The following is a 24,301-nucleotide window of genomic DNA, read 5'->3' as shown; positions in this document are numbered from 1 at the left end:
TCTTTTCTGTTATTTTTATAAGCTAAACTACCATCAGACAATATAAATACATCTTTACAGATGTTCCTTTATTTCAAAAAAAGAGTCTTTAACTGGTTGAAGCCTGTTTTATGTATTTAGTGCTGATGTAGTTTTTAATACTGATGTATTAGCTACGAAGTTTTCTAGAACTTTGAAAAAATTTAAAATATCATTTTTACTATTAGTTGCATTAATCGTTACAAATCTTACAAAAGTATCTTCATTAAACGAGCCAAAACCAACAACAGTTTCTTGATTTTCATATAAGGCAGTACATAAAGCAACGGGATCTACATCCTTGTAATTAAAACAAACAGAAATAGAATCATCATAACTATACAACGTGTAATCAGGATTATTTTTAATATAATCAATTGCTACTTTAGCCAATTCTAATTGTTTATTTACAATTTGTTCTAATCCATTTGTTCCAATAGATTTCCAAAGTGTCCAAAACTTTAAAGCATCATTTCTTCTTCCACATTGAAAAGAAGTTTTCCCTAAGTTAAAATCATCACCATCTGTTTGATACAAATAACTCGCATCATTACTAAAAGAATTATGTAAATGCTTTTTATCATTTACTAAAAGAATAGAACAAGTTAAAGGTGTTCCTAACATTTTATGAGCATTATAACTAAAAGAATTAGATCTTTCTGCTCCTTTAATTAGGTGCTTATATTTTTCACTAAACATAACACTTCCACAATAAGCTCCATCTACATGTAACCAGATATCGTATTTCTCAGTAATATCTGCAATTTTATCAATAGGATCAAAAGCACCTAAAACTGTAGTACCTGCAGTTGCATTTACGTATGTTGGAATACCGCCATTTTTAATATCTTCTTTAATTTGTTCTTCTAGCTTTTCAGGAATCATTTTTCCTTCGCTATCAACTTCTATATATCGAATATTATTTCTACCAATTCCTGCAAAACTTGCATTTTTAGCATTAGAGTAATGAGATTCAATAGATGTGTAAATAATTAACGGTTTTCTCATTCCATCAAAACGACATGAAGGATCTTTTGCATCACGCCCCATAACTAAGGCCATATAATTACTCATAGATCCTCCTGTTGGGAAAGTTCCGTTACTATTCGAACCATAACCAATTAAATTACAAGATTTTCTAATAATTTCTTGTTCTATACCTACCTGAGGACCTGCAACTTTATATGTATACATGCTGTTATTTAATAAAACAGCCAATAAATCTCCCAAAACAGCTTTGGGTTGTCTTCCTCCAAAAAGTTGATTGAAAAATAAACTAGTTGCAGTTTTTGGTGTGGAAACTAAAACATCTTGTAATAACGATTTAAAATCATCATCAACCATTGCAGTATCACGTAAAGATAAATCAATAGTCTCATATAATTGATTTGCTTCTATTCTTTCCGCAACAGGATTCTGCTGTTCTTCATTCAATAAAACTTCTGCAAGTTCATTGAATAACTTTAAATCATTTTTTATTGTAGACATATACTATTTTATTTTTTTATATAATTTGCAACTGTGTCGTAATTCATCTCCTTACTTACAAACTTCTTTAAATCTTCATTAAAAATATTGCATTTTCGTATAGGTTTTGCATATAAATGAAGGGTTATGCTTCTGTTTGGGGATATATTTTCTAAACTATGAAATCCCATAAAGTCTTTCATATAAGTAACTTGATTCGCTTTTGATTTTGATGACCTTATTGCTATCAACTCATCATTCTCATTCTTTTTATAAATTACTTCTTCCAATTCACCCTCTATAACTTTCACCCAACATTCTTGACCACCATGATCGTGAATAGGCGTTTTATGACCTTTACACCAGCAAATTAAGATTAATTCAAACTTTTCATTGTTTATTATGCAATTTCTCGTGTAGCAATCCTCAGACCATGAAGTATATTTTTCTATGTCCTTGGGGTTAATATTAATTGAGCGTATTATGTGATTTATAGTCGTCCTCTCTTCCTCTGAAAGAGCTGTTACTAAATCATCTAAAGTTTGAAGTTCCTTCTGAGAAGGTTTTTGATTTTGATTCAAATCTTTTGTTTTTTTAGGGTTGACTTGCAAATCCAAGAACGTTTCCTTGCCCTATTTATATTGATAAGTGTCGCAAATCAAGATTCGCATAAAAATAATAAAATTGAGCATTTTTAAAGTCTTTTTTTAGTTAAAACATTAAAAACACTTAAAAATTCATTAAATTTTATCTATTTTGAAGATCGTTAAAAAATCGTATTTTCTTCTTTTTTAGAAACTCATCAACCTAAAATCAAAAAAACAAATTCATTATGGTAGACCAAAATTTAGTAATTAAAATAGCTGTGTTGGCTGTTTATGTTGGGATTCTGTTTCTAATTGGAATTTTAGCTTCTCGCAAAATAAAAGGAATGAGTGATTACTATGTTGGTGGAAAAAAAATGGGATTTTGGGCGGTTGCTTTTTCGGCTAGAGCCACAGGTGAATCTGGTTGGTTATTAATTGGATTAACAGGAATGGGAGCTATAGCTGGATATTCTGCTTATTGGGTTGTACTAGGAGAATTGTTGGGAGTTTTTATTTCTTGGCAATTTATGGCAAAACGTTTCAAAAAAAGATCAGATGCTTTTGGTGCCATTACAATTCCAGATTATTTGCAAAGTCATTTTAAAACATCTACACATACCTTGAGAATAATTGCAGCTTCTGTTTTGGTTGTCTTTATTGTTATTTATGTAGCTTCTCAAATAGATGTAACAGGTGTAGCTTTTGAATCTATGCTTGGCATTAATTATAAACTAGGAGCTTTAATTGGTTTTTTCATTGTGCTTGCTTATATCTTTTTTGGCGGATTTGTAGCTGCAGTTTGGTCAGACTTTTTTCAAGGATTGTTGATGTTCTTTGGTTTAGTATTACTTCCTATCGTTGTTTGGTTTTCTATGGATCATGGTGCTGGAATTACCGCTGGACTGAATGCTATAGATCCTACCTTGACCAATATTATGGGTAGAAGTTCTGACGGTTGGATGAACCTTTTTACTATTCTTGGATTTTCTATGATTGGTCTTGGTTTCTTAGGTTCACCTCAAGTTTATGTACGATTCATGTCGATTAAAAACAAAAAAGAAATTGATAAAGGAAAATGGGTTGCTTGTATTTTTACTTTGTTAACAGATACCGCTGCTGTAACTATAGGAATTTTGGCGCGTATTTATTTTACAACGAATGGACAAGATCCAGAGGCTGTTTTAGGAAATAATGGAGAAGATGTTTTAAGTATGATTACAGAATCGTTTTTACCAACAATTTTAGTTGCTCTTTTTATTGCTATTGTTTTATCAGCGATTATGTCTACCATTGATTCTTTATTAATATTAGCTTCAAGTGCCATTACTCGCGATTTTTATCAAAAAATATTTAGACCTGATATTAAAGATGAAAACCTCACTAAATTCTCTAGGGCATCAACAATAATTATGGCTTTTTCGGCTTTAGTTATTGCATTAATTATGAACTACGTTTCTCCTGATCGACAAATATTCTGGGTTATCATATTTGGTTGGTCTGGAATCGCAGCCACTTTTTGTCCTGTAATTATTCTTACTCTTTTTTGGAAAGGATATTCGGAAAAAGGAGCCATTGCTTCAATGATTTCTGGATTTGTAGCCGTAATGTTATTTAATTTTGTATTCAAAGAAATTGAAACTATAGGTGCATATTTTGTTGCTGTTGATGTGTTATTTCCATCTTTCTTAGTGTCTATGCTTGTAGGTCTTCTTGTTTCAAAACTATATCCTCCAAGGAAAGAAGCTTTAGAAATGATTGAACAAATTGACAATAAATAAGATTTCTTTGAAATCTATATACAGATTGCTTCTCTACAATAAATTTCACTCGCAATGACGATGAAGAAAAGTATTTCTAACCTAACGTCATTACGAACGAACCCAGAGTAATTTCGAATGGGTGAAGTGAAGTAATCTTCTAGTTTATTTTTCTACAAAAACAAAAAAGGGTGTTTTTCCCCTTTCTCATTTCTTTACGGATATCCTTTTGTTTTTGTTCTAGACTTTCTTTTTATTTGGCAATTAGAAAATGAAAAAGTAATAGACAAACCCTCCTATTCCTTTATTTTTCTGATTTAGTTTTTAATAAAAAGTAAGTATATACTCCTTAAATGATTGTTTGTAATAAAAAAAATGTCAAGAACTCAAACTGAACTTACTATTCTTCCTGCGTATAATGGTGATTCTATTCTTATAAAAACATTTGATAAGAATAAACAAGAATTTATAATTCTGATTGATGGCGGAACTCCATCAACATTTGATTATTCTCTCAAAAAAAATCTAAATGAAATTAGTAAAATCAACCTGCTAGTTTTAACTCATATAGATTCTGATCACATTGGAGGTTTAATTAAATTTTTCAAAAACAGTTTAATCGATGAAATTGAAATTGATGAAGTTTGGATAAATCAACCTGAAACTGAATTTAATCAAACATCAAATATAGAAGCTCAAATAAGTGTTCGTCAAGCTGAAAATTTTAAGGTCTTGATTAAGAAAAAAAAGCCACATTCTAATATTCGTGAAATTACTATTGCTGATAATGTAATAAATATAAAGGGACTTGAATTCACTATACTCTCTCCAACTGTTGAAATAAAAGATAAGTTTTATAAGGTCTGGAAAAAAGAAAAGTCATTATTAAAGGAAGAAAACTTAAAAACGAATATATCTTCAAGTACAGCAAATTATTCACAATCATTAAAAGAGTTAAGTAAAATAGACTTTAAACCTCATTCATCAATTGATTCGGATATTTATAACTCTTCATCTATTGCTTTTGTATTAAAATGTCCAGATGTTAAATTTCTATTACTAGCAGATACTAGAGCTGAAATAATTACTCAACGCTTAAAAGAATTAGGATATGATATAGAAAATTTATTGGAAGTAGATTTTGTAAAAATCTCACATCACGGAAGTTTAAACAATACATCACAAGAGTTATTATCCTTAATAAAATCAAGTAATTATTTAATATCAACTAATGGGGGAACATCAAAGCATAAACACCCATCAAGAGAAACTATAGCAAGGATTGTATATAAAGCAAACAGAGATGATGAATTATTAAATGTTTACACAAATTATAAAATTACAGACATAAAAAACAGAATTGGCGAATTTGTCAATGAAACTGATTTAGAGGAAGGTAATTGGAATATTGAATATAAAAACACTTTTACAAAAAATGACAAATAACGAACCTGAAAAATATTGTGTACGTGTTAAATGTAATGGTAATATTGGAAGCGGTGTTTTAATAGCTGGAGAAACTACCTTTTATGTATTTACAGCAGCTCATTGTTTAGGAGAAATAGAACCAAGAGTTGAAAATATTTTAATTGAAAAACAAAACGATTATAAATCCGAATTTGAAAACATTAAAGTAGTTACAGTTAGAGAGTTTGATTATGACAAAGATTTTGCTCTAATTGAAATAGATTTTAAAGGAGACGATAAATTGTTATATCAATACAATTTAGCTCATAAATTTATTACACAAACAGATGTAAGATTTTGTGGTTACCAAGGAGTAAACAATAATGAATACAGACCATTTCCAAGTAAAATAATAACAATAAGCGACTCAAATCAATGTTTTAAAATTAAATTAACCGAAGGTGAAACTTTTCAACAAGGAGGAGAAGATGGTCATTTATTAGCAAGAGGATTATCTGGCAGTGGTGTTTTTACTATAAGATATAACACTCCATTTTTGATAGGTATATTAAATTCCGTTGTTACAGATAAAGCTTGGAATGATGATATTAGCTGCTGTTCTGTAAGTCACATTCAAAATTACTTCAGTTCTTACATAGATTTATCTGATTTGAGTGAATTAAGAAGTTGGACAAAAAATTTAGAGAAAACATATATAGAACAAGAAATAGTAGCTTTTGAAAAAAGTAAAAGTGATTTTTTTGAAAAACTAAGTAGAAAAAACAAAGTTATATATTCAGACATTGAAAAAGCAAATTCTAATACCACTAGACAAATAAAAAGATATTTATCAATGCTTCAAAACATTAGATTATTAGAAAATGAAGCTCCAAATTTATATATTAAGTTTAAAGGTATTGTTACTAAATATGTGAATTTAGTAGAAGAAGACTATACAAGGTCGGTAAATAATAATAATGAAGCTTTAGATTTAAAACAAACTTTACAAAATAGACTTAAAGATGAATTAGATTTTTTACCCCAAAAAATGGATATAGATTTTGCTGATTTTCAAATAATAGAATGGTTAGGTATGTGTACTTTAAACTTTACAAAAAATGATTAACATAATATTAGACGAAAAAAAAACATCTGTATCTATAAAGTATAATGCTTATTACAAGCTTGTAATGTTACTTTCAATTATCAACGATTGTGGCAAAAGTAACAAGGCTAGTTTACAATTAATTCATTTAGTCTTTTGGAGTTTACGTAATGATAAGAACTACCAAGTTTTATATGATTTAAAAAAAGGAATTAGAAATTCATTAATTCCTTGGTCATTTGAATTTGGAATTGAAAAAGTTTTAGCTTTAGGTTATATCGAGGAATACATTCAAAAGAAAATAGTGAGTAATACTTTAGAGATTGAAATCACAGAAAAAGGTATTGATGTACTAAGTTCGATTACTGAATATGAATTATTTCAAGAGGAAATAGATAAAATAAAAAAAATAGGTAGCATACCTAAGACTAAATTAAATAGAGCAAATAAGAATTGGAAATTAATATAAATCAATATGTTTAAAATAAATAAATTAAGAGTTGAAATCTTAACTGATAAAAGTGAAACCATAGATGATTTATATGGTTTTGAATTTCCTTTTAAGAATGGTCTAAACATAATTGCTGGTGAGAATTCAAGAGGTAAAACAACTATAAATTCTTGTATATTTTATGCTCTGGGTATGGAGGAGTTATTGGGCGGACATAATAACAAAGCACTTGACAAGGCCTTAAAAGATACTTTTGTTATAAAAACGGAAGGTATTGAAGAAGGTGTGGAAGAAACAGGTAAAAACTATATTGTTATTAGATCTAAAGTTTTTTTAGAAATAGAAAATGATAAAAATCAAATTGTATGCTTAGAACGTATTATGTTGGCTTCTGATAAAAATGAAAAGCAATCGAATATAACAATTTATAAATCTAAACTTGATGAAATTGATGAAGACAGTCTAAAAGGAATATTTTTTGTTAATGGAAGAGGAAATAATGATGACCCCAATGGTTTTTACGAGTGGTTTAAAGATTTTATAGAATTAACTGTTCCAGATGTAAGTAATAATAATGCAAAGTCTGACTATAGTCCGTTATACTTACAAATGATATTTTCATCAATATTTATTGAACAAACTAAAGGCTGGTCAGATTTTTTCGCAACAATGCCCTATTTTGGAGTTACAAAACCTAAAGAAAAGATTGTTGAATTTCTTTTAAATTTAGATGAAATTAATATTTCTACTAAAAGAGATACTTACAATAAAGAAAAAAATAACATTGTAGATGGTTGGAATAAAACCATTAAAGAGTTTTCTTATTTAGAGAAACAAAATAATTCAACTATAATTTCACTTCCTGAAACTATTACTACTGAAAAAAGAGAAATAGATTTAATATCATCTAATTTTCAGATAAGTGAAGATGAAGTTGTTGGATATGATGAGTATTTGGAAAAAATAAAAAAATCAATTTCTTTTTTAGAAAAAAAACCATTTGCTACAATCGAAAGTAAAAAAGAAGAAGTGCTTAATAAATACGAAGAAACTAAAACTCAGTACATAGAATTAAATAAATATATTGAAGAATTTGAAAACAATTTAAATATTGAAAAATTACAAATTAAAAATATTAACCATCAACTAATTGATATTAAAAAAGAAATTAAGGAACACACAAATCTAATTAAAGTATTTAATAATAATTTATTTAATAATAAAAAAGAAAGTAAGTGCCCGACTTGTACACAAGTTATTACAGAGGATATTATTTCAAATAATGAAATTACTATTCCTCAATTATCCCTAGAGGAAAACAAAAGTTTTTTACAAAGTCAAAAATTAATAATAGATTCAACCCTTAAGAGTCTAACCAATACAATTGAAGAGAAAAATAGTTTGTTATTATATTTTAAAAATAGTTTAAGAAATAAAGAGATCCTATTAAAATCACTTTCAAAAGATTTAATTGCTGATGATAGAGTTTTATCTGAGTCTGAGGTTGTGCAAAAAATTCAATTACAACAAGAAGTAGAAAATCTAAATCAATTTAAGTTACTATTAGATGAACTCAAAGAAGAACTTATTAGTTTAGCTAATAAACATCACAATATAATTATAAAATTAAAAGGTCTTGAACAATCTGATGACGAAGAAAAATTAATTGCTTTTGAGTCTAATTATAAAGATTTACTTAGTTCGTTTGAATATGATAGTAATGAAATGTACCAAATTTCTATTAATAGAAAAGAGCCATTTAAATATTTCCCCGTATATAAAAGAGGTAGAAAAGATACGAATCCTCAATCTATAAGGATAAATTCTTCTGCATCAGATTTTGTACGAAACATTTGGGCTTATACATTAGCTTTACGTAATAATGGTAAAAACCATCCCGGATTAATTATGTTTGATGAACCAGGTCAGCATAGAACAAAATTAAGTAGCTTAAAAGCACTTTTTGATAAAGTTTCTAAAGAAAAAAATAAGCAAACAATTATTTTTACTTCAATTGATAAACCATTAAATAATGATAAGAAAGAAAAGATAGATTTAGATGAAATAATTAAAGATTTAGAAATGGATTCATATCACCTAATCAAACTTGGTAAAAATAAAGTAATAAAATCTCTTAACTAAAAAAAGAAGCTATACATAGTAATGTATATAAAAACAGGCTAAATATTAGCACACACTTAAGGCTTATAACTCCTGTCAAATTTATTATTAATCAAATGTTTAAAGCATAGAAGTCACTTACTTTTAATGTACAGAACTATTAAACCAATCCTAACTAATATACATTCTAAGCGTTTTAATCATATCTGTTAAAACAAATAAATATTTGGCTCTGGTCATATACAAATCAATATAAGTATTGTTTTTGGTTTGTATTTGAACTTTTCCAATTAAAAAAGTAAGTTCAAACTTGTTTTTTAATTTATGGTATAGCGATTTTTGTCGAAGTTCAAAAGCATTTTCATGAGGTAGATATTTACATTCTTCTAGGTCTTTAGCATCTATTTTAGTTACTACAGATTTTTTAATGTGATATAAAGCTCGAATAGTGATTAGGATTTGTTCTGAATTCTTAAGTTTCAGTAATACAATAGGAACGTCATCTTCATTGATTTGGATCTGAAGATTTGCCTGTTTAAAATCAACTTCATTAAAAAAGATCAATTTTCGACTATTTCTATAGTCTTTTAATCGTCTAAAAAAACGTTTGGATAACTGCTCTTTTGTTAAAGTTTTCTTTTCCATAAATCTCTATAATACAATATTAATTTACAAATATATGTCAGTCCGAGTTTTTTTATAAGGCATTAATGTAGTAAAAATATATCGAGAACAGTTTGTGTAACTAGAACTTCTCGATAGTTCTGCTGAGCAATAGTGATATTATAAAATTATTTATACTAAAATTCTAAATATACTATATTTCTTCTCCTTTGCCTTGATGCAAAGGAGCAAAAATCAAGACTGGAATGTTAAGAATTTAAAATACTACGGTATCTCCAGCCACAGATGAAAAGAACTCGCTAAAGCTCAAACAGCTTTTCATCTTCTCTGCCAACGCTGCTACCTTGTTTTTTGCAAATTCTTATCAATAGGTCATTTTTTAATAACAAGAGTTTCTTAAAATTTTTATTTGAGGGCTCGATCTGAAAATGGATCACAAATAGCTTACAACAACGTTTCTAAATAATGATGGTCGATATGATATAACTCTTTTAAGCTTTCTATCTTTTTATCGATACTTTCAATGTCTTTCTTTTTGCTAGACTTACTACCAATCAACATTACATTTTTATGTGTATGTTCACTGCTAATAAATTCAAAAACTTTAGTATTATAGTTGAACTTTTCTAAAATTAATGCACGAATGGTATCGGTAATCATTTCGAATTGACGCTCTTTAAAGATTCCGTATTTTAACAATGGACTCTCCTGCTCTCTTCCTTTTACTTGTTGACGCACTTGTTTATGGCAACACGGCGCACAAATAATTAATTCAGATTTTGCCATTAAACCTTTGTAAATAGCGTCATCTGTAGCAGTATCACACGCATGTAAAGCAATTAAGATGTCAATTTTATCGTTGTCGTATTCTTGTATACGCTGCGCAATAAAATTTAACTGATCGAAACCACTTTTTTTAGCAATATCGTTACAATAATCTACCAGATATTCTCTTAGTTCTATTCCAGTTATTGAAACATTATACCCTTTTAAATTGACTAGGTAATCGTATAAAGCAAAAGTTAAATAGCCTTTACCAGAACCCATATCTACAATTTGTAGCTTTTTGTTCATATCTAAAGAAGCAATTAAACTTTCAATTACTTCTAAATATTTATTAATCTGGCGGTATTTATCAGCCATTTTAGGAATTACTTTATTGTTCTTATCTGTAATTCCTAGAAATTGTAAATAGCTACTTGAAAGATTTATTCTCTTTTCTTTAGGTTTATCGTGAATTTCGGGAAGTTTATTTTTAAAACTTGGTGCAGTGGTTCTGTAACTTACTTTTTTCTTTTTAGAAATCATAACTAACAAGTCAGATTCCAAAGTAAATAAAGTAGCTGCTTTGAATTTTTCTAATAACAATGTTTCTAACTCTTCACAAGCTTCTTCTACACTATAATTTTTTGTTTGATCATTGGTGTTATATCGATACGTAAACTGTAATTGTTTTTGATTTTTGATATTCACTAATCGCACATAAACATTAGGTAAATTAAAGCTTTTGCTTATAGGTTTACTCAATGTTAACTTTACAAAATTATCGTTTGAAATTGCTTCTTTTAAAGCCTGAAAAAGTTGTCCGAATTCATTCATTCGGCAAAGATATTAAAACCCTGTTTTTAAAAAGTTATTTTTCTTTAAATGTTACAGGTAAACCTTCTCCATATTTCGCTATAAAATCTTCATTTAACGAGATTTTTACTGCAATAGCTGTATAAAATTTAGCCCTATAAGTTTCTTCAGTTTCAGAAACAAATACTACACCTTGTTCTCTTTCTTTATATCCACTATTTATTTTTATTAAGCCATTTGCACATTTACCCCAGGCTTCACGCTTTAACTCTTCTAAAACTTCAGAATTAGAAGCATACCGTTCACCTTCTACTTCTAAAACACCTAGCTTTTCATAATTAAAAGGAAGTTCTTCTCCTTCAAAAAATAAATACATCAATTTAGGTTTTTCATTGCAGTTCTCATTTTTGATAGCAGTATAGTCCACAGAAGTTACATAACCGTAGCAGCTTTGTAATAATACACATAATAATAGACACAGTAATAAGTAGTTGTTTTTTTTCATAATTTTTCAGATCATTGGTTTTGCCCAAGTTTATCAAAAAACATACCACTAGTGTCTGAAAAATACGACGAAAAATATCTTTACTATAATTTAACAAAAAAGAAGAGCTACTTAAAAAGTAGCTCTTACTATTAACAAGTGTAAATATATATATCAGGTTAAGGTAACAACACCTTATTAACCCCGTGAATAACTCCGTTAGTACCTTGTACATCATTTGTAGCCGCTCCTACAAGAATATCAACGGTTTGCATACTAGATGTTTTAATTTGTGCTCCTGAAGTTAAATCAATAGTAATTGTTCCTCCTAAAGTAGTTACATCTCCGTTCATTAATTGATCTGCTTGAACATTTGATCCGCTAACAACGTGATACTTTAAAACTGCATCTAAAGTTGCAATTGGAATATCTGCTAAAGTAGTCCAAGTTGGATCTGAATCTAATAACGCTTGGAAAGCAGCATTAGTTGGTGCAAAAATTGTGAATGGTCCATCTCCTGAAAGTACAGAAACGAAATCAGTTGTATGTCTAGAATCTGTTAAAGCTGCAACTAAAGACGTAAATCCTGCATTATTTAAAGCTAATGTTACAACATTTGGTGGTAACATTACTTTATCAATTACATGTACAACTCCGTTTGTAGCTGGAATATTAATTAAGTTCATTACTGGTTTTGAATCTCCATTGAATTCAATTCCTCCAGTAACTTCAACTTGTAAAGAAAGTGCTTCGTCATTAGGACCAACAGCTAATGTATTTACATAGGTATCTGATAAATCTCCAGATTCAACTTTTCCGCTGATAACGTGGAATAATAACACATTCTTTAAAACATCTACAGGAATATCATCTAATGTATTCCAGCTCATATTAGAATCTAATAAAGCCTGGAAAGCAGCATTTGTTGGTGCAAACACTGTGAATGGTCCGTCTGCTTGTAACGCAGAAACCAAATCAGCTTTTTGTAAGGCTGAAACTAAAGAACTTAAATCAGAAGTATTAACTGCTAAGTCAACTATATCTTGAATTTTACTTGGTAAAAATACTTGGTCTACAATATGTACAACTCCGTTAGAAGCTTCTACATTTGGTGTAATTACTGAAACAGATTGATCTGCTCCTGTATTTATTTTTACTCCAGAAGTAGTATCTACAGTTAAAGTACCTTGACTTAGAGTTGTTAATGTTTGTCCGTTCATTAAATCTGTCGATAAAGCTTTTGTTTGTACAACATGGTACTGTAAAACGCTTTTAAGAACATCAACAGGAACATCGTCTAATGAATTCCAAGAAGCTTTAGAATCTAAAAGTGCTTGAAAAGCATCGTTATTTGGTGCAAATACGGTAAAAGGTCCGTCTGTTTGTAAAGCAGAAACTAAATCAGCTTTTTGTAAAGCTTGTACTAAAATAGATAAATTAGTATTAGATGAAGCGATTTGTACAATATCGTTATCATTTCCTCCCACGTTCTTATCATCGTCATCATCACAAGAAATAAATAGTCCGAAACTTAATAATAAGCTTAAGACTGCTGCCTTTTTAATTGTTTTTAATAACATTATCAGTTTGTTTTTTAGGGTTAATTTAATTGTTTAACTTTTACTTAATTTTAATAAACAAAAAGTTTTTTGGCCAAAAAAAATCACCTGTTTATTTCTAAGTGATACTCAAATATAACAATTTTGTTTAAGTTTTATTGTTTAAACATAAACAAACAGCTAAAAAACATAAAAAAACACCCAAAACTGGGTGTTTTTAACAATATATTAAGATTTCTATCTAAAGTTTATCTTTCTGATTCTTAAACTTTCTGGAGTAACTTCTAAATATTCATCATCTTTAATATACTCCATACATTCTTCTAAAGACATATCGATTTTAGGTGCAATTTTAACTCCATCATCAGATCCAGAAGCACGAACGTTGGTTAACTTCTTCCCTTTGATTAAGTTTACGGCTAAATCATCTTGTTTAGCATTTTCACCTACGACCTGACCTTTATAAATTTCTTGGTTAGGATCGATAAAGAATTTCCCTCTATCTTGTAATCTATCAATAGCATAAGCTGTAGCTTTTCCACTTTCAGAAGAAACGATTGCTCCATTTACTAAATCAGAGAACTCTCCTTTGTAAGCATCATAACCTCTTAAACGGTGGTTTATAATTGCCTCACCTTGTGTTGCTGTAAGTAATTTATTACGTAAACCAATTAAACCTCTTGAAGGAATATCAAACTCTAAGTGTTGTAAATCTCCTTTTGGTTCCATTACTAATAAATCTCCTTTACGCATTGTTACCAAGTTAATTGCTTTACTTGCTAACTCTTCAGGAACATCAATTACTAATGTTTCATATGGTTCACATTTCGTACCATCAATATCTTTTAAAATTACTTGTGGACGACCAACTTGTAATTCGTATCCTTCTCTACGCATTGTTTCAATTAAAACAGATAAGTGAAGAATACCACGTCCGAATACATTAAACTTATCTTCTGTATCTGTATCTTCAATACGTAAAGCTAAATTTTTCTCTGTTTCTTTATATAAACGATCACGTAAGTGACGAGATGTTACATATTTACCTTCTTTACCATAGAAAGGAGAATTATTAATTGTAAATAACATACTCATTGTAGGCTTATCTACTTCAATACGATCTAAAGCTTCTGGGTTTTCTAAATCTGCAATTGTATCTCCGATTTCAAAATCATCAATTCCTGTAACTGCACAAATATCACCACTACGAACTTTATCAGTTTCAGCTTTCCCCATTCCTTCGAAAACATGTAATTCTTTGATACGAACTTTTTTGTTTGTTCCATCAGCTTTACATAACATGTAATCTTTGTTCTTTTCTAAATCTCCTCTATATACTCTACCAATAGCAATTCTTCCTTTAAATGAAGAATAATCTAATGATGTGATTTGCATTTGTGGAGTTCCTTCTCTGTATGGTGCTTCTGGAATAGTTTCTAAAACAGCATCTAATAAAGGAATAATATTATCTGTTTCATTCTGCCAATCGGTACTCATCCAACCATTTTTAGCAGAACCATAAATTGTAGTAAAATCTAATTGTTCTTCCGTAGCTTCTAAAGCAAACATTAAATCGAATACTTTTTCGTGAACTAAATCTGGTGTACAATTTTCTTTGTCTACCTTATTTACTACCACGATTGGGGTTAATCCTAATTCTAATGCTTTCCCTAATACAAAACGAGTTTGTGGCATTGGTCCTTCAAAAGCGTCAACTAATAATAAAACACCATCTGCCATTTTTAATACACGCTCTACTTCTCCTCCGAAATCGGCGTGACCAGGAGTATCAATTACATTAATTTTAACTCCTTTATAGTTTACAGAAACGTTTTTAGATAAAATTGTAATCCCGCGTTCTCTCTCTAAATCATTATTATCTAATAATAAATCTGTACGTTCTTTACGCTCATCTAATATTTTAGCCTGATCTATGATCTTATCTACTAAGGTAGTTTTTCCATGATCTACGTGGGCTATAATTGCTATATTTCTTATGGATTGCATAGTGCTACATTAATTTGCCGCAAAAGTAGTGTTTCACATTGAATTGCGCTAATAATGAAGAACATATTTATTTTTAACTTATTTACAGGAAAAATATCTGCTTTTTTTCGTGATTAAAGTTTGTTGTGAATTGAAAAAATATGTACGTTTGATGAAACAATTAACTAAAAAACGAAATGGAAATAACAGCTAATAACCCGAACAGGAAATCGTGGTTGAAAGTTGAAGAAACTTCAGATTTCCCAATTCAAAATATACCTTTTGGTGTTTTCTTAACTCGTGACGATATTATCACTATTGGAACAAGGATTGGTGATTTTGCCATTGATTTAGGTGCATTGCACCAATTAGGGTATTTCGAAGGTATTCCATTGACTGACGATATATTTTTACAAGATACTTTAAATGACTTTATTGCCGATGGTAGAAAAACTTGGCGATTAGTTAGAAACAGAATTGCTGATATATTTGATGTTAAGAATGGGAAACTTCGTGATAACGCAGATCACAAAGACAAGATCATTTTTAGAATGGATGAAATTGAAATGCTTTTACCTGTTCAAGTTGGTGATTATACTGACTTTTACGCTAGTAAAGAGCATGCTACTAATGTAGGTAGTTTATTTAGAGATCCTAAAAATGCTTTATTACCAAACTGGCTTCACATTCCTATTGGATATCACGGTAGAAGTTCTTCTATTATTCCTTCTGGAACACCAATTCACAGACCTATTGGACAATCTAGACCAACTGAAGAAGGTGGAGCACCTGGTTTTGGACCTTCAAAATTATTAGATTTTGAATTAGAAATGGCTTTTATTACTACTGTGTCTAATGATTTAGGAGATCGTATTTCTGTAGAAGAAGCTGAAGATTATATTTTTGGATTAGTTTTATTTAATGACTGGTCTGCAAGAGATATTCAAGCTTGGGAATACCAACCTTTAGGACCGTTCTTAGGGAAAAACTTTGCCTCTACTATTTCTCCATGGATTGTTACTTTAGATGCTTTAGAACCTTTTAGAGTTGACAACCCTAAACAAGAACCACAGCCTTTACCTTATTTACAGCACGAAGGAAAACACAGTTTTGATATTAACTTACAAATGGCAATTCAGCCAGAAAATGAGAAAGAAACTGTAGTTTGTAACTCTAACTTTAAGTATATGTACTGGACAATGGCTCAGCAATTAGCACACCATACAGTAAATGGTTGTCCTGTTGAAGCTGGTGACATGATGGGAAGTGGAACTATATCTGGACCAACACAAGATAGTTTTGGTTCGATGTTAGAGTTAACATGGAGAGGACAAAATCCTATCAAAATGAATGACGGTAGCGAGCGTAAGTTCATTAACGATCATGATACAGTAATTATGAGAGGATATGCTAAAAACGACGAAATAAGAATTGGTTTTGGTGAATGTACTGGTAAAATATTACCAGCAAAACCTTTCAAAAAATAAGTTCTATTTTCTTTTAAAAAGAAAAAACCATTTCTGTTTAGAAATGGTTTTTTTATTATGCGTAATATTCTTTATTCTTCTGGTGGTGGATGACCATGAATTTCTTCATATACATCATCAAAATTAGCTCTAATATGTGAGTTTAATTTTTTTCTATAGTCATCTTGTAACCAATCGATGAAATTATGTGTTGATTTACAAATACATTTCGAGTATCTGTGAATTCTATCATCAATATCACCTCCTAATTTCTTAGCTAAAATTAAAGCATCAAAAACATCTTCACTATTCTCAACACACATTCTTGTATGATGTATAATTGATTTTTCTAATACTTTCTTTGAACTTTGTCCAGATTGTATTGTATCAATGTAAACCCGTTTTACATCAAAATATAAATCTTCTTCCTTAGTATTTGCAAACTCTTTCTTAACATCTTCAGGTAGTTCGTACTTAAATGTACTTTCTATATCCTCATCAGTTAATAAATTGTCAAGATAGAAATTTGGAGCTCTAAACATTTTTTGCCAATCTAGATCAGCACCCCATGGTCCGAACCTATGGAAGTTATTTCCTAAATCAATTACATTAAAATGTGATTTCCCAGGAATGATACGTGAACCACGACCAATCATCTGATAATATAACGTTAATGATTTTGTAGCTCTATTTAAAATGATAGATTGAACAGAAGGTTCATCAAAACCTGTAGTTAAAATACTTACAGAAGTGATAATGGCATTAGGAGTTTGATTAAACCATTTTAAAATAGCATCTCTCTCCTTTTTAGTATTTGTGTTATCTAAATGTGCTATAGGATATCCTGCTCTTTTAAATGTATCATACACATACAAAGATGTGTTAATACCATTATTAAAGATTAGTGTTTTTGTTCCTTTTGCTCTTTCTTCATAAGCTTGTAAAAGCTTAGATAACATGTTTGTATTTGTATATAAATCTTCAGAAGATTTAACTGTATAATCTCCGTTTGCTCCTACTTCTAAAGAAGTTAAACCTACATTATATGAATAAACATTTGCTTTTGCTAGATATTCATTTTCAATCAGTGCAGCAATACTTTCTCCTACAATTAAGTGATCATAATTATCTTTCATCGGCATTTTTATATTCGAACTCAAAGGAGTTGCTGTAACACCTAAAATGAAAGATTTGTTAAAGAACTTAAATAATTTTGTAAACGAATTGTAGTGAGCCTCATCTATAATAACTAAACCTACATCTGAGATATCTAAAATATCATCATTCAAACGGTTATTTAAGGTTTCTACCATTGCTACGAAACAATCGTAATCACCTTGATCATCTAACTCTGCCTTACTATCAATAATTTTATTTTCTACACCGAATTCACCAAGCATTCTTGCTGTTTGCTTACATAATTCGATTCGGTGTGTCATTATTAAAACTTTCTTTTGATAATGTTTTAAATACTGACGAGTAATCTCAGAGAAAATCACAGTTTTACCACCTCCTGTTGGAAGCTGGTATAACAAATGATAATTTTCAGGAGCATTTTCAAAACTTTTAAAGATGTTGAATAATGCTTCTTTTTGATAGTTATATAGGCTCTTTCCTACTTTATTTTTTGAATCTGTGGCGCTCAAAAGGTTAATTTTTTTGAAAGCTCAAAAATACAACCTATTTGTAAAACCTACATATTATTTTAAGATTTTTTCTAAATCTATTTGTGTAATATCGTAATGCGAAGCATGTAAAACAGCCTCTCCTTTATTAATTAAAAGAAACTGAGGAGATTGATGTAATACTTGATATTCGTACCCTACTTCATTAGAAACATCTCTATAATTTAAAAGATCTATATAAAAGATATCAATTTTATCATTTAACTCTTTAGGAAAACCTTGATCGAAGTTTTTAATAACAGTTTTACTAATGGCACAACGTGTTGAATGCTTAAAAATACCTACAGGTTTGTTATGCGATCTTTTAGTTACTGCCTTAATTTGATCTACAGTTTTTAAAGGAATCCAATTGATATTATTTTGTTTTACTTCTTCTTTCTTTTGTCCTGATGATTTTTTAAACATATTTCCAAAAACTCCCATAATCTTACTTTTAAAATAAATTGCTTTTTAAGCATAGTCTAATTTTTCTATACTTACTTACAAAGTTAATTCTTTATAATCTTATGAGTAAAATCTACACTCAAAGATTTCAGGAAATATATTCCTTTTGATAGATGAGAAATGTCAAAACTATTACTTACAGCATTTAGTTTTACTTTTTGAATAGCTCTACCATTCAAATCAACTAAATTAAATTTATGAGCTTCATTTAGTCCGTCTACTACAATAATAGTATTTGATGGATTAGGGTATACTTTAACTCTTGCTATTTCATTTTCATCAACAGATAAAACTGAGGAATCAATTCTAAACCAATCTATATTAAATAAGAAACTACTTGTTCCTTCATATCTTGTTTTTATATTTTGAATACCACTTGATAATTTCATAGTTGTTGAGATTTCTTTCCAATCTTGCCAACCACCTGTATTAGTTACTGATAATTTTGTACTATTTGATGCACTGTTATCTGAAGAAATATGAATCTCTCCACCCTGACTAGCACTTGCAACTCTAAAAGTTAACGTGTAAGTACCAGTTCTATTAACATTAACTTTATATACTGCAAAATCGTTGTTCTCTATAAAACCTAAGTTTGTTAACGTTCCGCTATTATTTTCTATTTGAACTCCTTGTTGACTATTATAATTCTCAGCTTCAATTTTAACTCCTACCTGATGTAAAATATCACATCTATTATCTGCATCGTAATCACAATTATCTGTATTATCAATAACATAACCATTTGGTCTATCACAGGTTTCTATAGAATTATTAATATCTCCTAATCCATCACCATCCGCATCTTTATACCAAACCATAGGAGTACAACTACAAGATTCTCCAGGTAAATTATAACAACTTCCATTAGCTCCTTCAGAAAGTTTCCAATCTGGTCCAGGAACCCAATTATCGCCTACTTCATAAGCACCAACATCAGGAGAGCTTCCTTTAAAACCATCTGTTATTCCTGTAATTTGCCTTCCAAAATCTACAGCAAGACTTCCATCTTTTAGTTTAAAATCATTATTAGTATGATCGAAAAAAGATGTTTTATCTACCAGGTTATTTTGTTTATCAGATTGTGGTTCCCAAGTTCCTTCGGTTTCCTGATTTCCGCCTTGATCTGTAGCATTACGATCTGTAATATTATTCCAAACCTTAACATTAGTAAACATTGTTCCTGCTTTATGCCAAGCTCCCATTGTTCCTCCTTGTGCTTTTACTAACGTATTATTAAAAATATCGATATCTTTTCCATCCCAGTTAATTTGAATGTTGGTCCACTCTACATTCCAAACTACATTTCTATACACTCGAACATCTTCTGCATCATTATCTAAATAGATTCCAGCAGCCTTTTTTAATTTCCCTCTACTTTCAGCATCATGAAACCAATTATGATGAATTTCTAAATTCAAACCTTTATTAATTGTATACAATAAAGCACAATCGTCAGCAATAAGATTACTTTGAGAAACATCATTCCAAGCAACTTCAGAATTTTTATTTACAATTTGAATTGCATCTCTTCCACCTCTTGAAATATGATTCCTTAGAATTTTCGTATCCTTTCCTCCTCTTGCCATTATTGGGGCATCATAAGAACCTAAAAAATCGAAATCGTGTATGTAATTATTTCTTATAATAGAAGCAGTTCCTGCATCCCAAACTCCTGTTGCATCTCCATATCCTATTTCACAATGTTCTATTATTGTATTATTTGAACCGTGTTTAATATCAACAGCATTAATTCCTGAATTGAAATTTGGATTAATTCCTCTAGTCATACTTCCATATAAAAGTGTAACCCCATTTAATTTGTTTCCAGTTCCCTTTATAGAAACATTTCCACCAAACAAAGCCATATTTTCTATATGAATATAATTGCGTCCATCTAAATTAGCTGTTACTTCTCTTCTAGACATTTGAACATCTCCATCATTTGGTTTAACTCCTCCTGGTAATTGCACAAAAAGTGTTCGAATAGAAGCATCAAAAAACCATTCATTTTGATAATCTAAAGCTTCTTTAATTCCTTCTAAATAATAATCTCCAAAATCTCCAGGAGGATGAGCACTGATAATCCAGTCTTGATTTTTTATTGCGTCAAAATTTACACGACCTGAAGACTGACTTTTAATCCAAGCTCTCCATGTTGTCCAACCAGAACCCGGTCTATCTCCATAAAACATAATAGAACCTCCGTTAGACCAGTTCCAATTTGGAATATCAGCATCAGTTAAAAAAGCATTTATAGAAACATTATCTTGACTACCTCCATCGTTACGAAGAGAATTTAAAGTAAAACGATCTCCATCTGTATTATTTGGCCATCTGGCTAAATCTAAAACTGTAGTTCCATTCATTACAAAATTACGCTGTCCTAAATCCCAACTCACTGTGGTCTTCCATATACCATCACCATCAGAAGTCCAACCATTTAAAGATTCCATCGCAGATATAACTACATTCTCACCTGGAAAAGATCTAAAAATAATAGGATTACCTGCTACTCCAGATCTAACAGGTCTGATCGTTTCTTCATATTTACCAGCTCTAATGTATACAATATCTCCAGGCATTGCTTCTTCACAAGCTTTAGCAACAGTTAAATATGGAGAATTTTGATCGCCGGTATTGGTGTCTTTTCCGTTTTTAGCAACGTAAATATCTCGTGCATAAACGGAAGTAGCTACTAAAAACATTAGGAGTTTAATTGAAGTTTTCATGGGATTTATTTGGGGATTAACATGTTTAATATTGAAAAACCAACACAAGAACGACATAATTTCAGGATTATTATGAATAAAAAGTCAAATTGACATCTTTTTTTTAATGGAATGTATTTTGACTATTACTGTGTGAAATAAAAAAGTTGAGAAAATGAATTTTAATAACTATACAATAAAATCACAAGAGACTGTTCAACTTGCCCAACAAATCACGCAAGAGTATAGTCATAACTTAATTGAGAATGAACATTTTTTCAAAGCTTTATTACAAGTTGATAAAAATGTGTTACCCTATATATTGAAGAAACTGAATGTAAATATAGATTTAGTTTCTCAAGTATTAGAAAAACAACTACAAAGTTTTTCTAAAGTTAATGGAGTTGATATTATGCTATCAAGAGAGGCTAATAAAACCTTAAATGAAGCTAGTATTGTTGCTAAAAAGATGAATGATGAATATGTATCTGTAGAACATTTAGTTTTAGCTATTTTTAATTCAAAAAGTCAAATCGCTCAGTTTTTAAAGGATCAAGGTGTAAATGAGAAAAATTTAAAAGCTGCCATAGAAGAACTTCGTAAAGGAAACAGAGTTACTTCTCAAAGTGCAGAAGAATCTTACAACGCTCTAAGTAAATATGCTAAAAATTTAAATCAATTAGCACAGGACGGAAAATTAGATCCGGTTATTGGTAGAGATGAAGAAATTAGACGTTTACTTCAAATTCTTTCAAGAAGAACTAAAAACAATCCTATTTTAGTTGGTGAACCGGGTACAGGTAAAACAGCTATTGCTGAAGGATTAGCACACCGAATTATTAAAGGAGATGTTCCAGAAAACTTAAAAGACAAACAAATTTATTCTTTAGATATGGGTGCTTTAATTGCCGGTGCTAAATTTAAAGGTGAGTTTGAAGAGCGATTAAAATCCGTTGTAAAAGAAGTTACAGCTTCTGAAGGTGATATCGTATTATTTATTGATGAAATTCACACTTTAGTTGGTGCTGGTGGCGGACAAGGTGCAATGGATGCTGCAAATATTTTGAAGCCTGCATTAGCTCGTGGTGAATTAAGAGCAATTGGTGCTACAACCTTAGATGAGTATCAGAAATATTTCGAAAAAGATAAAGCTTTAGAACGTCGTTTTCAAAAAGTAATGGTTGATGAACCAGATACAGAAAGTGCAATTTCTATATTACGTGGAATAAAAGAAAAATACGAAACACATCATAAAGTTCGAATTAAAGACGAAGCTATTATTGGTGCTGTAGAGCTTTCTCAACGTTATATTACGAGTCGATTTTTACCAGACAAAGCTATCGATTTAATGGATGAAGCAGCAGCTAAACTTCGAATGGAAATCAATTCTAAACCTGAAGAATTAGATGTTTTAGATCGTAAAATAATGCAATTAGAAATTGAAATTGAAGCTATAAAACGTGAAAATGACGATTTAAAATTGAAATCATTAAATGCCGATCTTGCTAATTTAAAAGAAGAACGTAATGACATTAACGCGAAATGGCAATCTGAAAAAAGTGTAGTAGATACAATTCAGAAGTTAAAAACTGATATTGAAGATTATAAATTAGAAGCTGAAAAAGCCGAACGTAATGGAGATTATGGTCGTGTTGCTGAACTGCGATATGGTAAAATAAAGGAAGCTCAAGAAGCACTAGAAAAACAACAAGAAACTTTAATTAACGAAAGTGACAATGCTTTAATTAAAGAAGAGGTTACTTATGATGATATTGCTGAAGTTGTTGCCAAATGGACTGGAATTCCTGTTACGAAAATGTTACAGTCTGAACGCGAAAAGTTACTTCGTTTAGAAGATGAATTACATAAACGTGTTGTTGGACAAGAAGAAGCTATTGAAGCAGTTTCCGATGCGGTACGACGTTCTAGAGCTGGATTACAAAATCCGAACAAACCAATTGGTTCTTTCCTTTTCTTAGGAACAACTGGTGTTGGTAAAACAGAATTAGCAAAAGCTTTAGCTTCCTATTTATTTGATGATGAAAATGCAATGACAAGAATAGATATGAGTGAATATCAAGAACGTCATTCAGTAAGTAGATTAGTTGGAGCGCCTCCTGGTTATGTAGGTTATGATGAAGGTGGTCAATTAACTGAAGCTGTTCGTAGAAAGCCATATTCTGTAGTTTTATTAGATGAAATAGAAAAAGCACATCCTGATACTTTTAATATTCTTTTACAAGTATTAGACGAAGGTAGATTAACCGATAATAAAGGTCGTGTTGCTGATTTTAAGAATACCATTATTATCATGACATCTAATATGGGAAGCCATATCATTCAAGAGAAATATGAAACTATGAATGGGGCTATTGAAGCTTCTATGGATTTAGCTAAAGAAGAAGTTTTAGGGCTTTTAAAACAAAGTGTTAGACCAGAATTCTTAAATCGTATTGATGATATTATCATGTTTACACCACTTTCGAAAGACAATATAAAGTCAATTGTTCGATTACAGTTAAATCATATTAAAAAAATGATTTCTGCTCAGAGCATAACTTTAGACGCTACAGAGCAAGCTATAACGCATTTAGCCGAAAAAGGATTTCAACCTGAGTTCGGCGCAAGACCTGTAAAAAGAGTCATCCAAAAACAAGTGTTAAACTTATTGTCGAAAGAAATTTTAGCTGGAAAAATATCTAATGATAGTCTTATACTTCTAGATGAATTTGATGGAACTTTAGTGTTTCGAAATCCAATTCATGACGAAGAAGTGTGTCGTCCTAAAATAGGTTGACAGTTTTAAAAAGTATTATTTAAACCAGAGAAGCTAGCTTCTCTGGTTTTTTAT

The 24,301-nt window shown here is 30.0% G+C and carries 17 protein-coding genes; 7 read left to right on the top strand and 10 right to left on the bottom strand.

Annotation, left to right across the window (positions count from 1 at the left end; all coding sequences use genetic code 11):
• Window positions 1-108: 108 nt before the first annotated feature.
• Together Q1A46_RS03955 and Q1A46_RS03950 are read right to left on the bottom strand one after the other, a co-directional pair.
• A complete protein-coding gene (locus tag Q1A46_RS03955; RefSeq protein ID WP_299674219.1) occupies window positions 109-1,506 on the bottom strand; it encodes an aminotransferase class V-fold PLP-dependent enzyme in 1,398 nt (465 codons plus the stop codon).
• 8 nt (window positions 1,507-1,514) lie between these two features.
• Entirely contained in the window at window positions 1,515-2,102 is a 588-nt protein-coding gene (locus Q1A46_RS03950; protein WP_299674216.1) for a cysteine dioxygenase family protein, read from the bottom strand.
• A gap of 215 nt (window positions 2,103-2,317) precedes the next feature.
• Here Q1A46_RS03950 and Q1A46_RS03945 point away from each other — a divergent pair, with 215 nt between their 5' ends.
• The 5 genes from Q1A46_RS03945 to Q1A46_RS03925 all read left to right on the top strand — a co-directional run bounded on the left by Q1A46_RS03945 (window position 2,318) and on the right by Q1A46_RS03925 (window position 8,934).
• Window positions 2,318-3,850, top strand: coding sequence for a sodium/proline symporter (locus Q1A46_RS03945; protein ID WP_299674213.1), 1,533 nt, complete (start codon window positions 2,318-2,320; stop codon window positions 3,848-3,850).
• Window positions 3,851-4,204: 354 nt separating this feature from the next.
• Window positions 4,205-5,275 carry a ComEC/Rec2 family competence protein gene (locus Q1A46_RS03940; protein ID WP_299674209.1) on the top strand — a complete coding sequence of 357 codons (1,071 nt, stop codon included), beginning with the start codon at window positions 4,205-4,207 and terminating at the stop codon, window positions 5,273-5,275.
• Window positions 5,265-6,362 carry a trypsin-like serine protease gene (locus tag Q1A46_RS03935; protein ID WP_299674206.1) on the top strand — a complete coding sequence of 366 codons (1,098 nt, stop codon included), beginning with the start codon at window positions 5,265-5,267 and terminating at the stop codon, window positions 6,360-6,362. The genes Q1A46_RS03940 and Q1A46_RS03935 overlap by 11 nt, the downstream gene beginning before the upstream one ends.
• A complete protein-coding gene (locus Q1A46_RS03930) occupies window positions 6,355-6,810 on the top strand; it encodes a hypothetical protein (RefSeq protein ID WP_299674203.1) in 456 nt (151 codons plus the stop codon). Before Q1A46_RS03935 ends, Q1A46_RS03930 begins: the two co-directional genes overlap by 8 nt.
• A gap of 6 nt (window positions 6,811-6,816) precedes the next feature.
• On the top strand, window positions 6,817-8,934 hold the full coding sequence (locus Q1A46_RS03925; RefSeq protein ID WP_299674201.1) for an AAA family ATPase: 2,118 nt from the start codon (window positions 6,817-6,819) through the stop codon (window positions 8,932-8,934).
• A gap of 150 nt (window positions 8,935-9,084) precedes the next feature.
• On the opposite strand, the gene Q1A46_RS03920 is transcribed toward Q1A46_RS03925, so the two are convergent.
• The 5 genes from Q1A46_RS03920 to typA form a co-directional block, all read right to left on the bottom strand.
• Window positions 9,085-9,558 (bottom strand): hypothetical protein, encoded by a 474-nt coding sequence (locus Q1A46_RS03920; RefSeq protein WP_299674198.1) that lies wholly within the window; start codon window positions 9,556-9,558, stop codon window positions 9,085-9,087.
• A gap of 423 nt (window positions 9,559-9,981) precedes the next feature.
• Window positions 9,982-11,136 (bottom strand): SAM-dependent methyltransferase, encoded by a 1,155-nt coding sequence (locus Q1A46_RS03915; protein WP_299674195.1) that lies wholly within the window; start codon window positions 11,134-11,136, stop codon window positions 9,982-9,984.
• Between the two features lie 34 nt (window positions 11,137-11,170).
• Entirely contained in the window at window positions 11,171-11,620 is a 450-nt protein-coding gene (locus Q1A46_RS03910) for a hypothetical protein (protein ID WP_299674192.1), read from the bottom strand.
• Between the two features lie 158 nt (window positions 11,621-11,778).
• Window positions 11,779-13,179 (bottom strand): fasciclin domain-containing protein, encoded by a 1,401-nt coding sequence (locus Q1A46_RS03905; RefSeq protein ID WP_299674189.1) that lies wholly within the window; start codon window positions 13,177-13,179, stop codon window positions 11,779-11,781.
• A gap of 216 nt (window positions 13,180-13,395) precedes the next feature.
• Window positions 13,396-15,165: a translational GTPase TypA gene (typA, locus tag Q1A46_RS03900; protein ID WP_299674186.1), complete on the bottom strand. Its 1,770-nt coding sequence runs from the start codon at window positions 15,163-15,165 to the stop codon at window positions 13,396-13,398.
• A gap of 176 nt (window positions 15,166-15,341) precedes the next feature.
• Here typA and fahA point away from each other — a divergent pair, with 176 nt between their 5' ends.
• The gene (gene fahA / locus Q1A46_RS03895; protein ID WP_299674183.1) at window positions 15,342-16,631 is read left to right on the top strand and encodes a fumarylacetoacetase; all 1,290 of its coding nucleotides are present in this window, start codon (window positions 15,342-15,344) and stop codon (window positions 16,629-16,631) included.
• A 71-nt stretch (window positions 16,632-16,702) separates the two neighbouring features.
• On the opposite strand, the gene Q1A46_RS03890 is transcribed toward fahA, so the two are convergent.
• The 3 genes from Q1A46_RS03890 to Q1A46_RS03880 form a co-directional block, all read right to left on the bottom strand.
• Entirely contained in the window at window positions 16,703-18,256 is a 1,554-nt protein-coding gene (locus Q1A46_RS03890; protein ID WP_299674180.1) for a DEAD/DEAH box helicase, read from the bottom strand.
• 54 nt (window positions 18,257-18,310) lie between these two features.
• Entirely contained in the window at window positions 18,311-18,718 is a 408-nt protein-coding gene (gene ytxJ, locus Q1A46_RS03885) for a bacillithiol system redox-active protein YtxJ (RefSeq protein WP_299674177.1), read from the bottom strand.
• A 65-nt stretch (window positions 18,719-18,783) separates the two neighbouring features.
• Entirely contained in the window at window positions 18,784-21,471 is a 2,688-nt protein-coding gene (locus tag Q1A46_RS03880; RefSeq protein ID WP_299674174.1) for a carbohydrate-binding protein, read from the bottom strand.
• Window positions 21,472-21,625: 154 nt separating this feature from the next.
• On the opposite strand from Q1A46_RS03880, the gene clpB reads away from it, so the two are divergent.
• Complete coding sequence (gene clpB, locus Q1A46_RS03875) at window positions 21,626-24,247, top strand: ATP-dependent chaperone ClpB (RefSeq protein ID WP_299674170.1); 2,622 nt, start codon at window positions 21,626-21,628, stop codon at window positions 24,245-24,247.
• Window positions 24,248-24,301: the final 54 nt, after the last annotated feature.

The sequence above is a fragment of the uncultured Tenacibaculum sp. genome (assembly GCF_947502995.1).
Classification (GTDB): domain Bacteria; phylum Bacteroidota; class Bacteroidia; order Flavobacteriales; family Flavobacteriaceae; genus Polaribacter.
Note: the sequence above shows the minus strand (reverse complement) of the source record. Positions and strands in the feature narration are given on the sequence as shown.

Bases quoted from the DNA above. Each gene is read 5' to 3' on its own strand.
- Q1A46_RS03955 (WP_299674219.1), bottom strand. From the start codon at position 1,506: ATGTCTACAATAAAAAATGATTTAAAGTTATTCAATGAACTTGCAGAA.
- Q1A46_RS03945 (WP_299674213.1), top strand. From the start codon at position 2,318: ATGGTAGACCAAAATTTAGTAATTAAAATAGCTGTGTTGGCTGTTTAT.
- Q1A46_RS03940 (WP_299674209.1), top strand. From the start codon at position 4,205: ATGTCAAGAACTCAAACTGAACTTACTATTCTTCCTGCGTATAATGGT.
- Q1A46_RS03935 (WP_299674206.1), top strand. From the start codon at position 5,265: ATGACAAATAACGAACCTGAAAAATATTGTGTACGTGTTAAATGTAAT.
- Q1A46_RS03930 (WP_299674203.1), top strand. From the start codon at position 6,355: ATGATTAACATAATATTAGACGAAAAAAAAACATCTGTATCTATAAAG.
- Q1A46_RS03925 (WP_299674201.1), top strand. From the start codon at position 6,817: ATGTTTAAAATAAATAAATTAAGAGTTGAAATCTTAACTGATAAAAGT.
- Q1A46_RS03920 (WP_299674198.1), bottom strand. From the start codon at position 9,558: ATGGAAAAGAAAACTTTAACAAAAGAGCAGTTATCCAAACGTTTTTTT.
- Q1A46_RS03915 (WP_299674195.1), bottom strand. From the start codon at position 11,136: ATGAATGAATTCGGACAACTTTTTCAGGCTTTAAAAGAAGCAATTTCA.
- Q1A46_RS03910 (WP_299674192.1), bottom strand. From the start codon at position 11,620: ATGAAAAAAAACAACTACTTATTACTGTGTCTATTATTATGTGTATTA.
- Q1A46_RS03905 (WP_299674189.1), bottom strand. From the start codon at position 13,179: ATGTTATTAAAAACAATTAAAAAGGCAGCAGTCTTAAGCTTATTATTA.
- typA (WP_299674186.1), bottom strand. From the start codon at position 15,165: ATGCAATCCATAAGAAATATAGCAATTATAGCCCACGTAGATCATGGA.
- fahA (WP_299674183.1), top strand. From the start codon at position 15,342: ATGGAAATAACAGCTAATAACCCGAACAGGAAATCGTGGTTGAAAGTT.
- ytxJ (WP_299674177.1), bottom strand. From the start codon at position 18,718: ATGGGAGTTTTTGGAAATATGTTTAAAAAATCATCAGGACAAAAGAAA.
- Q1A46_RS03880 (WP_299674174.1), bottom strand. From the start codon at position 21,471: ATGAAAACTTCAATTAAACTCCTAATGTTTTTAGTAGCTACTTCCGTT.
- clpB (WP_299674170.1), top strand. From the start codon at position 21,626: ATGAATTTTAATAACTATACAATAAAATCACAAGAGACTGTTCAACTT.